Raw genomic sequence first — 13,888 nt, 5'->3', positions numbered from 1 at the left:
AAGACAGTGTTCAAAGATGAACTGAAACGAAATAAAAACGGGTAGAAGTTGAAAAGCTGGTCTTGCTGCGTTGCCTGAAAAAAACAAGCAGTGATGGGTGAAAAGCCATCCTGAACCAGCCCAGGGCTTATTCCATCGCAGAGAGGTAGAACGGTTTTCTGTAGAATAACAAGATCGCATTATTTCAAACTTGATTTGTGAACGAAAAAAGAGTCTCCAACAGTGAGGTAACTGAACGACCAACAAGACCTTACACTTGAGTAACAATGCTCATAGAAAAACAAGAGTCAGGAGAACATTCTGTTTACCCTGGTAATAGAAATGAGTATCATTATCAAATTTTCGATGATCTAAAAACCATTCTGCTTTCAGGAGACATAAAACGATGATTTTCAATAGGATTAAACGTCAGCATTGGATCAACCTGTTGGGGGCCGCCGTGTTGTTTTCAGCATCGGCAACTTTTGCTAACGGACCCGTTGGCGAGCATGTTAACCACCTGTCTGACAACATCGAAAACTACACTGAGGAAGTGAATTGGCTGAACACCAAGGTTGAAGAAATGATCATTCGCTATCTTAACGGTGGCGTCGAAGAAGCCAAACCAGAGCAGCTGGTTGAATACTGGGAAGAGGTGAAATTCCACTCAGCTATCGAAACCAATTATGTCCCTGTTTATGCGTCAATCTGGCAGGGCCTTTTTGGCATTAAAGGCGCCATCGAAGATAAAGCCCCTATTGAAGAGGTTCGAAAACAACAGCTGTTTCTGCAGCAGTCTTTATGGCAGGCATTAGGAGCTGTCAAACTGGCTGCGCAATATCAGGATAAAGGATTGACCGATCATGTCACCATTACGCAGGCAAATCCGACGAATTCACTGGAAACATTGGATGCGATTAAAAATCGCCTGGATCGTGTGGTTGCCAAATATGCAGAAAAACTGCCTAAAGAAGCCGTTAGTTTAGTGCATGATATTTACCTGAATCTGTTTGAAGGTGTAGAAGGTGAACTCATTTCGCTTGACGCCAACCTGGTTGAAGACATGGAAAAAGACTTCAATGTTGTACTACCGCAGGCAATTGCCAAAGCTGACAACATTGATCAGGTTCGTGATGTTGTGAATACCATGAAAGGTAAAATAGATGATGCTCACTCTTTGTTGTCGCAATCAGCTGAAAAGAGAAAGGACGTTTTCTAAATGCAACGCAGAACCTTTATGCAATCCATGGCAACGCTAGCCGCTGCTGGCGCTTTGCCACTTAGTATCAATCAGGTACTGGCCGATCCGCACAGTGCTGTCTCCGTGGAGGATTTGCCCAAGTTGAAAGGAGAGTTGACACTCTATCTTGGCCGAGGGGAGGGGGGATTGTATGAGAATGTGATTAAAGCGATTGAAGACCGCAACCCTGATTTCAAACTACGGATTCGGCGTGGGCCGACAGCATCTTTGACGAATGCTGTTCTGGCTGAAGCCAAAGCGGGGGTGAGGCGGGTAGATGTTTTCTGGGCAGTCGATTCCGGAGCAATTGGAATGGTCACCGCTGCCGGATTGGCAAAAAGTCTACCAGAAGATCTCATTGGTCAATTAAAACCGGCGTTTCGCTTCGCTGACTGGGCTCCCATCACTGGACGGATTCGTACAATCCCATACAATACAGAGCGCTTCAACGCGGAGGTGATTCCTCAGGATATTATGGCGTTACCGGATAGTCATTTCAGTATTGGTTGGGCTCCGGCATATGCCGCGTTTCAATCGTTTGTTACAGCCATGCGTCTTCTGGAAGGGGATAAAGTAACCACAGCGTGGCTGCAGGCCATGAACAAAAAAGCAAAACAATATGCTGGAGAGCTTGGCGTTGTGATGGCTGTTGAGCGTGGTGAGGTCGATATCGGTCTGGCGAATCACTACTACACGCTACGATTGAAAGCAGGTAAGCCAGATGCCCATGTTGATTTAGCTTTTACCCGTGATGATGCAGGCTGTTTGGTCAATACTTCTGGTATTCTGGCGTTGAAAGAAGGTGAGTTACCGGTTAACTTTATTCGATATCTGTTGACTAGGGAAGTACAGGCTTATTTGGCTGAAGAGGCCTGTGAGATTCCACTGGTCAACAATGTACCCCTTCCTGAAGGGTTACCTTCGCTAAAAACCATCAACCCACCGAACATTGATTTGACTCGCCTAGCCGATTTGCGTCCTACCATTGATTTGATGCGAAACGCTGGCGTTCTATGACACGATGGTCCCCGTCCTATCCCCTGGCATTTGTCATTTCTCTGCTGGCGTTAATGCCGGTATTAGTCTTGATGGTACTGGCAACAGACAGTCCACAACTGTTTGATGCGCGTAATCTTCAAATCCTAAGTAACACACTATCATTGATGGTGTTCACCGCCGTCGGTGCGATTTTAATCGGGGTTCCGTTGGCTTTATTGACGGCCTATGTCAAGTTGCCGTGGGCAAAGTTTTGGCTGGTATTACTGGCTGCCCCTCTAGCCATTCCCAGTTATATAGGTGCTTTTACACTTTATGCCGCTTTCGGCCCCGGTGGGGAAATAGACCAGCTGACAGGGCTGGCCACACCGGCTTTTGATGGTTTATTCGGCTCCAGCGTGGTGATGGCTTTATATACTTATCCCTTTGTAATGCTGACTGTGCGGGCCTCCTTACTGAGTCTTGATGCCAGTCTGGTGCATGCGGCACGCACCTTGGGAATGTCTCTGTTCAGTAGCATCTGGTATGTCATTTTACCTCGTATTACCAACGGAATTGCAGCGGGTGCTTTGCTGGCAGCTATGTATGCCTTGTCTGATTTCGGAACACCAGCGATCCTGCGGTTGGATACTTTTACCAGAATGATTTATGTCGAATACAATAGTTTTGGTCTGAGTCAGGCGGCGATGCTTTCTCTACAGTTACTAGTGATTGTCGGCTTAATTCTATTTCTGGAGTCACGTGTTATTGGCACCCACGAGCGACCCGGAAAATCATTATCCTTATGGCCTGGACGCTTGAGAACAGCGTTGATGTTACTGGCTTGTCTGCCGGTGGTAATTCTGGCGATTTTGTTGCCTCTGACGATATTTGGCATCTGGTTATGGCGCGAGGGGGTTGGCAACTTCGAACTGATTTATGCGTGGAACTCTGCGTATGCAGCACTATTCGCCTCAATTGCCACGGTGCTTTTTGCTTTACCAGTGGCACAAGCCGCTATCAGTGGTAAGTTTGGCAGGCTGATGGAACGGGTCAGCTTTCTTGGGTTTGGTGTGCCCGGCATTGTGATGGGAACAGCACTGGTCTATGTTGGTCTGCAGTTTTCAGTGCTCTACCAGACAATGGCTTTATTGGTTATAGCTTATGTAATGCGTTTTCTGCCACTGGCGGTGGGTGCGATTCGATCTACTTCCGAACGGCTTGATCCCAGCCTGGTCAGAGCGGCACGGTTACTGGGTGCCAGTCGCAAAGAAGCTTTCAGACGAATCACTTTCCCGTTGAGTATTCGGGGTATCGTCGCTGGGGCGGCTTTAGTCTTCCTCGAAGTCATGCGAGAATTACCGGCGACACTAATCCTGAGTCCCTTTGATTTTGAAACTCTGGCAACCTATCTGTGGCGAGTTTATGAAGCAGGTTACTTTGGGCAGGCTGCCATCCCGGGCCTGTTGCTAGTGGTGATTTCCGTCCTTGCGCTTGCTGTTATGTTCTACGGTGAACGCTGGAATCAAACTGATGTACTAGAAGATACCTATCATTCATGATTGAAATTCATAATCTGTCTGTCCATTATGCTCAGAAAAAAGTCGTGGATGATCTCAGCCTGACACTGGGTGAGGCTGAATTACTGACACTGGTTGGTCCAACTGGGTGCGGTAAAACCACTATTCTTCAAGCGCTTGCTGGACTGATTCCGATCTCTGAAGGAGTCATCAAGCTTGGCTCTCAGGCAGTGACCGCGAAGAATACGCTGGTGCCGGAAAAACGTCATGTTGGTATGGTCTTTCAGGACTTCGCGCTGTTTCCTCACCTAACCGTTGAACAGAACATCAGTTTCAAGTTGAAAGACCTGAATCTGGTTGATCACTGGATAAATCTGCTGGGACTTAACCCCTGGCGACATGCTAAGCCGGCTAATTTATCGGGGGGGCAGAAACAGCGTGTGGCTCTGGCCCGCACATTAGCCCATGAACCAACATTTGTACTGCTGGATGAGCCATTATCTAATCTTGATGCGGCACTCAAAGACGATTTACGTTGGGAAATACGCAATACTCTCAAAGCTGCTGGTGTTCCGGCGATATGGGTCACTCATGATCAAGAAGAAGCGCTATCCGTTGGAGATAGAATTGGTATTCTGCGTGATGGTCGGCTGGAGCAAATCGGCTCGCCGGAAAGCTGTTACAGCAAACCGGCCAATCGATTTGTTGCCCGTTTCCTCGGAGAGGCCAGTTTCTTGCCCGGTGTACTGAAGCCGGACAGTAATATTGTTGCCACACAATTAGGCAACGCGCCAGCAACACCAGTTGATAGCGCATCGGGTGAGGTTGATTTGTTGTTGCGTCCGGATGACCTTTCACTGAACCTGGACGAACAAGGTAATGGTGAAGTTATCTGGAGCCGCTATGAAGGGAGTGCTCGTCTCTACGCAGTTAAAACAGATAATGGTGCTACAGTCAAAATTCGCTGCAGTCATGAAAATATCGCTATTCCCGGACAGCGTGTCATGCTACATATCACGACCACTCATCCTTTAGCCGTTTTTGCCCGTATGGCCAATTAAAACTCACCTGGTGATTCCCAATTAAGTCGCGTTTCAGAGGATAAGTTCTGGACCTGTCCTTCAAAACAAGCTCTGTAGGCAAAGACAATGTTATCTCGAATAAAGCATTAAAAGCCCTCCCCCATCCAGTTGTCGACACACGAAGACCGTTGAACAAGAGGAGCCCTCCTTTACTGTCCGCCAAATCAACAGATAAACAGTCTTGATGGCTTATAATGTTCGCCAAGGTGGTCTGTTGACCTTTTGTCAACGCCTTTGTTGTAACTGAAAATGCACTGCGCCGTTGGAATTGACTTCTGTAGAATAACAATACCGCATCATTTCGGTCTTGTTGGACAAAATACGGGTTCCAGTTATGGAGACAGTAAACGTTAAACAAGCTCAAAATTCGGTGGCCTTTCCCAGTTGCCAAATAACTTTCTGGCTGGATTAAGCGTTTACCAAAAAGATGCTCTCCCAGCATTCGAAAAATTAGCAAGGATCAAGAATGTCGAAAATTATTTATACCAAAGTCGATGAATCTCCCGCTGCAGCAACATTTTCTTTGTTGCCGATTATTACGGCTTTTATCAAGGCCGCAGAGATTAGCTTTGAAATCAGCGATATTTCGTTGGCAGGCAGAATTATCGCCACTTTTCCTGATAATCTGACCGATGATCAGAAAATCCCTGATCACCTCGCTGAGTTAGGCAATCTGACTCAGGATCCGGCAACAATTATTATCAAACTACCGAATATTTCAGCTTCGGTTCCGCAACTGAAAGCAGCGATTAAAGAGCTAAAAGCCAAAGGCTATGACTTGCCGGATTACCCTGACAATCCGAAAACAATTGCAGAACAAACAATCAAAGATCGCTATGCCAGAGTGCTGGGATCAGCTGTAAATCCAGTATTGAGAGAAGGTAATTCGGACCGCCGAGCACCAGCCGCAGTCAAAAATTATGCTCGCAGCCATCCGCATTACATGGGGCAATGGAATGTTGACTCGGCGACAGATGTGGCGCATATGCAAGCTGATGATTTTTATGGCTGTGAGCAATCATATACCTCAGCGGAACAAGATGATTATCAAGTCAGCTTTGTTGATGCCAGCGGTAAGCAGACCATTTTGAAAAAATCGATCCCCATTCAGGCCTGTGAAGTGATCGATGCCACCCGCATGCGTGTCAGAAGCCTGCAGGCCTTTTATGCCGATGCCATTGCCGAAGCCAAGCAGAAAGGGGTGCTGCTGTCGTTGCACCTGAAAGCGACCATGATGAAAGTCTCTGACCCGATCATCTTTGGTTTTGCGGTCAAAACCTATTTTAAAGAGCTAATTGAAAAACATAGTGCGCTATTTAATGAACTGGGTGTGGATTTCAATAATGGGCTTGGTGATCTCTATAACCGGCTAAGAAACGTTGATGCGGTTACCCGAACTCAAATTGAAGCGGATATTGAAGCGGTCTATTCCAAACAACCCGGCCTGGCGATGGTGGATTCCAATAAGGGGATTACCAATTTCCATGTCCCATCCGATGTCATCGTTGATGCTTCCATGCCTGCCATGATTCGTGCAGGGGGCAAGATGTGGAATAAAGATGGCGAACAACAAGACACACTGGCTTTGATCCCGGATCGCTGCTATGCCGGTGTTTACAAAACCGTCATTGATGATTGTAAAGCCAATGGTGCTCTGGACCCAGTCTCGATGGGCAGTGTGCCTAATGTTGGACTGATGGCACAAAAAGCGGAAGAATACGGATCCCATGATAAAACCTTTCAGGCATCAGCTGATGGCAAAATGGTTGTCACCAACCAGCGGGGCGAGATTGTGTTTGAGTTTGAAGTGGAAGCTGGTGATATCTTCCGCATGTGCCAAACGAAAGATGATCCCATCCGTGATTGGGTGAAACTGGCGGTGACTCGGGCACGTCTCTCGAATACCCCGGCCATTTTCTGGCTGGACCAGAACCGGGCTCACGATGCAGGGCTGATCAGCAAGGTGTATCAATATTTATCGGAACACGATACCGATGGACTGGACATCCGGATTTTGGAACCGGTTATAGCCACTCAGATTACGCTTGACAGAATGCGTAAGGGTGAAGACACCATCTCAGTCACGGGTAACGTTTTACGAGATTACAATACGGACTTGTTCCCAATTCTGGAACTGGGCACTTCGGCCAAGATGCTTTCCGTCGTACCACTGATGAAAGGCGGTGGTTTATTTGAAACCGGTGCCGGTGGAACCGCACCGAGACTGCTGGACCAACTCATTGATGAAAATCATTTGAGCTGGGATTCGTTAGGGGAATTGATGGCTCTGGCGGCCTCACTGGAACACTTGGCTAATACCCAAAACAATGCCCTGGCTAAAGTGCTGGCTGACACATTGGATGCTGCTACCGGAAAGCTGTTGCAGGAAAACAAAACCCCAAAAGAACAGACCGGTACACTGGATAACCGTGGTAGCCATTTTTATCTCGCCATGTTTTGGGCTCAGAAACTGGCAGAACAGGGTGAAAACCCGGTACTGAGGAAAATCTTTACACCGATCGCTCAGGCAATGATTGAAAACGAAGCCAGGATTATTGAAGACCTCATCGAGGTGCAGGGAAAGCCGGTGGAGATGGGGGGGTATTATTTGCCTGATGATGCGATGATGTTGAATATTATGCGTCCAAGTGTGACGTTTAATCAGATCCTTGCCGAATTAATTTAGCCGTTTTGTTTAAGAATTAAGAGGCGAACGATTATCGGGAAGGGCCTGAAAGCATGCGAGAAACTAAAGGTGGGCACACATTTGCTTATAAAGTGCATGGATGTGATGGTATGATCGGTGACAAATTCATCATTTGGAGGCTCCAATGCGACATTCCCGATCAATCATTACTTTAACCATCATCATTGCCATAGCTATTTTTGTGGTGGCAGCGGTATCTTCATTTATTTCTGGAACAAGTGATCATTATGAACGCCCAAGCTCTCCAGACGAAGTTCTTGAAAAGATGACTGAAGCTGCTGAGACAACGGGTGAAACTACTCCATCTGAAGCTAAAACAGAGACAAGTGAAGAAGTTTCTCAGGCAGCCCAACAGGAAGCAGAAGCTTTGGAAAGTAATGCCCAGGAAGAGGTATTGGATAATACTAATGAAGCAGTCGAATCCGCTATTGAAAGCGCCAAGGAAACCAGTAAAAGCGTAAGTGAGCGTGCCAATGAAGCGATTGCTGCGGCAGAAAATTCGGCTGCAGAAGGTCGGGCTGATGCTGAAGCAAGACTAGCAGCAGTTGAAAAAGAGGCGGGTATTGCTGAAGCGGCTGCAGAGGTCGAACAGGCTACAGTAGAGTCGAAAAATCATACCGTTACAGCTCAAGGCTTGATTTATAACCCGTTGGTTGTAACAATTGCACCAGGCGACAGTGTTTCATGGACCAATATGAGTACCCATAATACCGAATCGCTGGAAGGTTTGATTCCTGAAGGTGCTGAAATGTGGGTTTCTAAAATGAGTGAAAACTATACTCATACGTTTACGCAAGAAGGCATTTACCTTTATAAATGTACCCCTCATTTTGGCGCTGGAATGGGCGGTGTAATCATTGTTGGTGAACCAGTTAATCTGGAACAGATTAAAAATTCAGGCGCTAAGGGGGCTGCAAAACGTTTGGTTAAGAAAGCGGTACAAGCTGCTGAAGCCATGTAAATAAGATTCCCCCGCGAGCTGATAATTGAGCTCCCGGGGGATTTTTTTGTCTGTTATTTATCGCCAGCGTTGATTTTGTTCAATCAATAAAATCGTTTAAAAACCACTGTTTCAAATACTTACCGAGAAAAGGACGATTTTTTCTATCGAACACTAACACCTTTTGATTTTTTGCTGTATTCTTGCACGCTTCCTGACCGGTTGTATGTAAACCATCAGGTCGCGGAGCGGTAGTTCAGTTGGTTAGAATGCTGGCCTGTCACGCCGGAGGTCGCGGGTTCGAGTCCCGTCCGCTCCGCCATTTTTATGGTAGACCTTTCCATCTAAGTTAGTGTTGTCTGGTTATCAAATTTGTTTCAATTAATAAAGCGAAACAGGTGATACCAGGAGAACCCGTGAAACTTACCATCCGACGCTCGCTTCCACGCTATAACTATCATTATCAATATAAATCTGCTCAAAATTCAGAAAAGTTGTTTGTAGTAGAAATAAATTTCCCCAAAAACTAATTAAAGGCTGGTCATTATTATTGGCCAGGATTGTTATATCCACAGATTAACAGCCCCCGGGCCTTGGCTCTGATGATATGACGTTATCGCTGTGATACATAGGTGGCTAACAACACTTTGTTAGGCTGTAAGTCAATGGTTCAAAGGAACTGCACAAGAAGCCTTTTAAGCATGCTCAAATTTGTACCCAACGCTGAATAACAAAGTTTTATAGCAGCATTTCAGTTGGGTAAAGAGGGTGTATCCAAAGTGTTAATTCGTGGATTTTTCAGGGCAGCTTGCAGGTCTTTAGTCGTGTTATAACCCCAGGTAGCGAAACATAACTGGATAGTGGATAACGATGGCGTTCTGATGACATCCAATAAGGTAGGCAGACGATCTTCAATAAATAAAATGGTTGTTTGAGGATGTGACTGCTGCAAATTGCTCAGGATTTGTGGTTTTTTCAATTTGCGATCTAACCCGTAAATATGCGTCGGGATAATGTCTATCTGGTTTGCCTGAAGAATTGCCTGAACGAAACGTTCCTGCTTGGTGGTAATGATAAAAAGCTGGGACAATGGGATTTGCTGCAGTAGTTTGCCGATACCCGGATAAAGCGGATTCATTTTTATCCAACCCGAAAAATCATTTTCAATCCAGTTATCCCTGTACTCACCAAAGCGTTTTTTCAAATCCGTGGTATCAAGCTGATCGCGTGAAAGAATAGCGTCTATTCGTTGGGTAAAGTCAGTCATTAAAAGGTCAGGTTTTATTCCTTCAAATAATAGCCGACAAATCAATATGGCTTCAAAACCGGTTTCCATAACCGGTCGGATATAGCGGAAATCGATCATGATTTGCTCAGGCATATTTTCAGGCATATCTTGCCAGAGCTGCGTTGCGACTTGCCAGCCAGTTAATCCTGTTTCAATCGCACTATCACAAACTACCCCATCAAAATCCAGAGCAAATAATTTGTTTTCTGCGATCTTCAAAGCAAACAATGCTCCGCATAGGCACCGGCTTCATTAGCTGTCCAGTCGCCTTTGGGTTTCTCTTTCATATGTACACACCACTCATCCGAGCCCACCTCAGGAGTGCAGGCTGAGAAGACTATGGCTAATGTCATCAGCCCAAGAAATCGGAAACAATAACGGGAGATAGTCATTTTGAAGACTCCATGTGGGTTAGTTGGACTCGCGCTGATAAACAACTTTACCCTGAAACAGGGTATGGCTGACCTGATGTTGGAACAACCATCCGCCAAATGGACTGTTTTTACCGGCACTGATAAACGCTGAAGGCAAACAGTCATACTGAACATCTGGGTCAATAATACAGATATCTGCACTGGCACCGGCTTTGAGCTGCCCAGCGTCAATTCCTAGAATAGCCGCAGGCTGGCAGGTCAGACTGGCGATAGCCTGATGCAGGCTAATCTCATCATCTTCAACTAATTTAAGCGTAAGAGGTAACAGGGTTTCCAGGGCCGAAAGCCCTGGCGTCGTTTCTGCAAACGGACCCAGTTTGGCATCCGCATCCAATGGTTGATGATGGGAAGAGACCGCCTGGATAACGCCATCGCGCAGGCCTTGTTTTAGCTGTTCACGATCCCGAACACCACGTAAAGGCGGCATCACATGACTGAAACTATCGTAATTACCCAGATCATGTTCACATAGATGTAAGTGGTGGGCACTGACATCAGCGGTGACCGGTAGCCCCCGATCCTGTGCTTCACGAATCAGCTTAACCGCTTTACCAGTAGATATACTATGAAAGTGAGCACGTACTCCGGTTTGTTCGATCAGAATCAAATCGCGGCTTACGGCGATGGTTTCTGCACTTTCCGGAATACCGGATAACCCCAGCCGGGCACTGACAGTACCTTCATGTACACACCCCTGTTTCTGTAACCAGGGATCGGCTGCATTGATAAACACTGTTAAATCCAACGTGGCGGCATATTCAAGTGCACGCCTCCAGACTACGGTATTTTTAATCTCGGTTACGCCGTTACTGACACCGACACAACCAGCCGCTTTTAACGCAGCCATCTCGGCCAATAGTTCACCATTGAGTTTTTGGGTCAATGCGCCCACCGTCAAGACCATGGTACGACCGGCTTTTTTGGCGCGATCCTCTATCAATTCGACCACGGCCGGATTATCAATAACCGGATCTGTGTCAGGGGGAACGGCGAGTGTAGTGACACCTCCAGCTGCTGCAGCACGGGTTTCACTTTCTATTGTTGCCGTGTGTTCCTGGCCGGGTTCACGCAGTCGTGCACTTAGATCCACCAGGCCGGGACAGACAATTTTGTTATACGCATCAATTTCAATATCGGCATCAAACCCTGACAAATCTTCAGCTATGGCAACAATTTTTCCGTCTTCAATATAGATATTTTGATCGATATCCAGCTGGCTGGCAGGGTCAATGACGCGACCATTTAGAATACAAATCTTCATTATTCGATCTCTGCCTGTTCTGATTGACTGGCCAGCGCCATCGACATCACCGCCATACGGATAGCAATGCCGTGGGTTACCTGTTCAAGAATTACTGATTGCGGCCCATCAGCAACCGATGAGGCTATCTCTACGCCTCGATTAATGGGGCCGGGATGCATAACGATGGCATCCGGTTTGGCATATTTGAGTTTTTCTTCTGTTAGCCCGTAACAGCGGAAATATTCTCGAGCGCTGGGTAACAATGCCCCTTGCATACGTTCCAGTTGCAGGCGCAGGGTTATCACCACATCGACCCCCTCAAGGCCGCTTTCCATATCGTGATAAACATGTACCCCAAGGGTCTGACTTTCTCTTGGCAATAAAGTCTGTGGACCAATAACGCGGATTTCACCAACACCAAGTGTTGCTAAAGCCTGAATCTGCGAACGTGCCACACGCGAATGCAGAATATCGCCAATGATCGCTACACGTAAATTGGCAAAATCGTGTTTGTGGCGGCGGATGGTAAACATATCCAGCATCGCCTGGGTGGGGTGAGCATGACAACCGTCACCAGCATTAATTACGCTGACATGTGGTGCCACATGCTGAGCAATAAACTCGGCTGCACCACTTTGATCATGGCGAACCACAAACATATCTGTGTGCATGGCTTCAAGATTATGCAGAGTGTCGAGCAGGCTTTCGCCTTTGGAAGTGGCGGATGTGTTGATATTAAAATTCATCACATCGGCGGACAGTCTTTTGGCGGCCAGTTCGAAAGTTGAGCGGGTACGGGTACTGTTTTCAAAAAACAGATTAATAATGGTTTTGCCGCGAAGCAACGGGACCTTTTTTACTTGACGGTGACTGATTCCGGAGAACTGTTCAGCCCGATCCATAATTTCGGTTAATAAAGGGCGTTTCAGACCTTCAATGGTCAGAAAATGTCTCAGCTGGCCGCTCTCTGTCAGTTGATTACTCGGCATTCAGTGCTCCAGCTGCACGGATCTCCAATTGTAAGCCATCTTTATTGCGCAATTTCAGATGTTGATTTCGCGGCAAAGTAACGGAGGCACCAACAATATCCGGCCGAATCGGTAATTCGCGGCCATTTCGCTCGATTAGCACCGCTAATGTGACACTGGCGGGGCGACCATAATCAAAAATTTCATTTAGCGCCGCTCGCGTAGTGCGACCACTGTAAAAAATGTCATCCACCAGTACCAGATGACGATTATCGACTTCAAAAGGCAGATCGGATGGAGACACTTGAGGATGCATGCCAATGCGCGTGAAATCATCACGATAATAGGCAATATTCAATGTCCCCAGCGGGGCATCAAAAAAGTCTTCTCCAAGGATGTTTTGCAATGCTTTTGCCACCCAGACCCCGCCGGTATGAATCCCCACCAGCAACGGATCTTTATCGGCGAGTTCTTCGCGTATGGTTTCAGCCATCTCTTCGAGCAGGCTCTGAATTTCTGCTGATGTTTTGGGCATTGTCATTGTTGGTCCAGCCATGATTGAAGAATAATTTGAGCCGAGAGTTTGTCGACATCACTACGTTTGTCAGTCTGCATTTTACTGCGTATTCCCATTTGGCCGAGCGCTTCAAAAGTAGTTAAACGCTCATCCTGCCAGACCACTGGGATATTAAAACGATTGTTCATGCGATTGCCAAATTTTCTGGCTGCAGTGGTCATTAGTTGTTCAGTACCATCCATATTCAGCGGTAAACCCACAACGATAAGGCCGGGCTGCCATTCGGCTACTATTTTAGCGATATCATCCCAATCTGGAATCCCGTCCCGGGCCGATAAGGCAGCGATGCCTCTGGCGGTATGGGTTAAATGATGTCCAACCGCGACACCTATACTCTTCATGCCAAAGTCAAAGCCGAGAATATTTTTCTCTGTACTCATGCATGGCCTGTTGTATTAGACATGAGATTGATATCAATGCCCAGTAATTTTGCTGCAGTCTGCCAGCGTTCATCGGCCGGTGTTTCATATAGCAGTTCCGGGGTTGCCTGAACGGTAAGCCAGCTGTTGTCGGCTATTTCCTGTTCCAGTTGTCCGGCTTCCCAGGCAGCATACCCCAGCGTCACAATTGAATGAGGAGGGCCATTCTCGGTGCCTAATGATTCCAGGATATCGCTGGAGGTGGTTAAAAATGTTTCATCAGTAATCTTCAGCGTATTTTTCCACTGCTCGCCACCGTCATGCACTACCATGCCCTGATCTTTCTGCACTGGCCCGCCAAACAGAACGGCTGTTTTAGTCGCCCATTCGGAATTATTGGTAATCTGCAGATGGTTAAGCAGTTCCTGCATCATGATCCGGGTCGGACGATTAATAATCAGTCCCATCGCACCCTCTTCGTCGTGTTCACACAGATAAATCACCGAATGATAGAAAAAACTGTCTATCAGCGTCGGCATGGCGATGAGAAAATGATGTTTAAGAGAGTAAGACATA

The 13,888-nt window shown here is 46.8% G+C and carries 13 protein-coding genes and 1 tRNA gene; 7 read left to right on the top strand and 7 right to left on the bottom strand.

Features of this window, described 5'->3' with window-relative positions:
• Positions 1 to 385: 385 nt before the first annotated feature.
• The 7 genes from Q7A_RS01265 to Q7A_RS01235 all read left to right on the top strand — a co-directional run bounded on the left by Q7A_RS01265 (position 386) and on the right by Q7A_RS01235 (position 8,765).
• Positions 386 to 1,198 carry a hypothetical protein gene (locus Q7A_RS01265; protein ID WP_014705503.1) on the top strand — a complete coding sequence of 271 codons (813 nt, stop codon included), beginning with the start codon at positions 386 to 388 and terminating at the stop codon, positions 1,196 to 1,198.
• Positions 1,199 to 2,236, top strand: a complete 1,038-nt coding sequence (locus Q7A_RS01260) for a substrate-binding domain-containing protein (RefSeq protein ID WP_014705502.1) — start codon at positions 1,199 to 1,201, stop codon at positions 2,234 to 2,236.
• Entirely contained in the window at positions 2,233 to 3,756 is a 1,524-nt protein-coding gene (locus Q7A_RS01255; protein ID WP_041354203.1) for an ABC transporter permease, read from the top strand. The genes Q7A_RS01260 and Q7A_RS01255 overlap by 4 nt, the downstream gene beginning before the upstream one ends.
• Entirely contained in the window at positions 3,753 to 4,775 is a 1,023-nt protein-coding gene (locus tag Q7A_RS01250; RefSeq protein ID WP_014705500.1) for an ABC transporter ATP-binding protein, read from the top strand. Before Q7A_RS01255 ends, Q7A_RS01250 begins: the two co-directional genes overlap by 4 nt.
• A 487-nt stretch (positions 4,776 to 5,262) precedes the next feature.
• Positions 5,263 to 7,482: an NADP-dependent isocitrate dehydrogenase gene (locus Q7A_RS01245; RefSeq protein ID WP_014705499.1), complete on the top strand. Its 2,220-nt coding sequence runs from the start codon at positions 5,263 to 5,265 to the stop codon at positions 7,480 to 7,482.
• Positions 7,483 to 7,627: 145 nt separating this feature from the next.
• Positions 7,628 to 8,464, top strand: coding sequence for a plastocyanin/azurin family copper-binding protein (locus Q7A_RS01240; RefSeq protein ID WP_014705498.1), 837 nt, complete (start codon positions 7,628 to 7,630; stop codon positions 8,462 to 8,464).
• 224 nt (positions 8,465 to 8,688) lie between these two features.
• Positions 8,689 to 8,765: transfer RNA gene (locus Q7A_RS01235), tRNA-Asp, on the top strand.
• Positions 8,766 to 9,194: 429 nt separating this feature from the next.
• On the opposite strand, the gene Q7A_RS01230 is transcribed toward Q7A_RS01235, so the two are convergent.
• The 7 genes from Q7A_RS01230 to Q7A_RS01200 are packed head-to-tail and all read right to left on the bottom strand — an operon-like array spanning position 9,195 to position 13,887.
• The gene (locus Q7A_RS01230; RefSeq protein ID WP_014705497.1) at positions 9,195 to 9,950 is read right to left on the bottom strand and encodes an HAD family hydrolase; all 756 of its coding nucleotides are present in this window, start codon (positions 9,948 to 9,950) and stop codon (positions 9,195 to 9,197) included.
• A complete protein-coding gene (locus Q7A_RS01225; protein ID WP_014705496.1) occupies positions 9,947 to 10,123 on the bottom strand; it encodes a DUF3012 domain-containing protein in 177 nt (58 codons plus the stop codon). Before Q7A_RS01225 ends, Q7A_RS01230 begins: the two co-directional genes overlap by 4 nt.
• Positions 10,124 to 10,142: 19 nt before the next feature.
• Complete coding sequence (locus Q7A_RS01220) at positions 10,143 to 11,426, bottom strand: dihydroorotase (RefSeq protein ID WP_014705495.1); 1,284 nt, start codon at positions 11,424 to 11,426, stop codon at positions 10,143 to 10,145.
• On the bottom strand, positions 11,426 to 12,397 hold the full coding sequence (locus Q7A_RS01215) for an aspartate carbamoyltransferase catalytic subunit (RefSeq protein WP_014705494.1): 972 nt from the start codon (positions 12,395 to 12,397) through the stop codon (positions 11,426 to 11,428). Before Q7A_RS01215 ends, Q7A_RS01220 begins: the two co-directional genes overlap by 1 nt.
• Complete coding sequence (gene pyrR, locus Q7A_RS01210; RefSeq protein ID WP_041354201.1) at positions 12,387 to 12,917, bottom strand: bifunctional pyr operon transcriptional regulator/uracil phosphoribosyltransferase PyrR; 531 nt, start codon at positions 12,915 to 12,917, stop codon at positions 12,387 to 12,389. The genes Q7A_RS01215 and pyrR overlap by 11 nt, the downstream gene beginning before the upstream one ends.
• Positions 12,914 to 13,333, bottom strand: coding sequence for a Holliday junction resolvase RuvX (ruvX, locus tag Q7A_RS01205; RefSeq protein ID WP_014705492.1), 420 nt, complete (start codon positions 13,331 to 13,333; stop codon positions 12,914 to 12,916). The genes pyrR and ruvX overlap by 4 nt, the downstream gene beginning before the upstream one ends.
• Positions 13,330 to 13,887, bottom strand: coding sequence for a YqgE/AlgH family protein (locus Q7A_RS01200; protein WP_041354199.1), 558 nt, complete (start codon positions 13,885 to 13,887; stop codon positions 13,330 to 13,332). The genes ruvX and Q7A_RS01200 overlap by 4 nt, the downstream gene beginning before the upstream one ends.
• Between the last annotated feature and the right edge of the window lies 1 nt (position 13,888).

This window comes from Methylophaga nitratireducenticrescens (assembly GCF_000260985.4).
Classification (GTDB): Bacteria; Pseudomonadota; Gammaproteobacteria; order Nitrosococcales; family Methylophagaceae; genus Methylophaga; species Methylophaga nitratireducenticrescens.
This window is presented reverse-complemented; position numbering and strand designations above follow the sequence as displayed.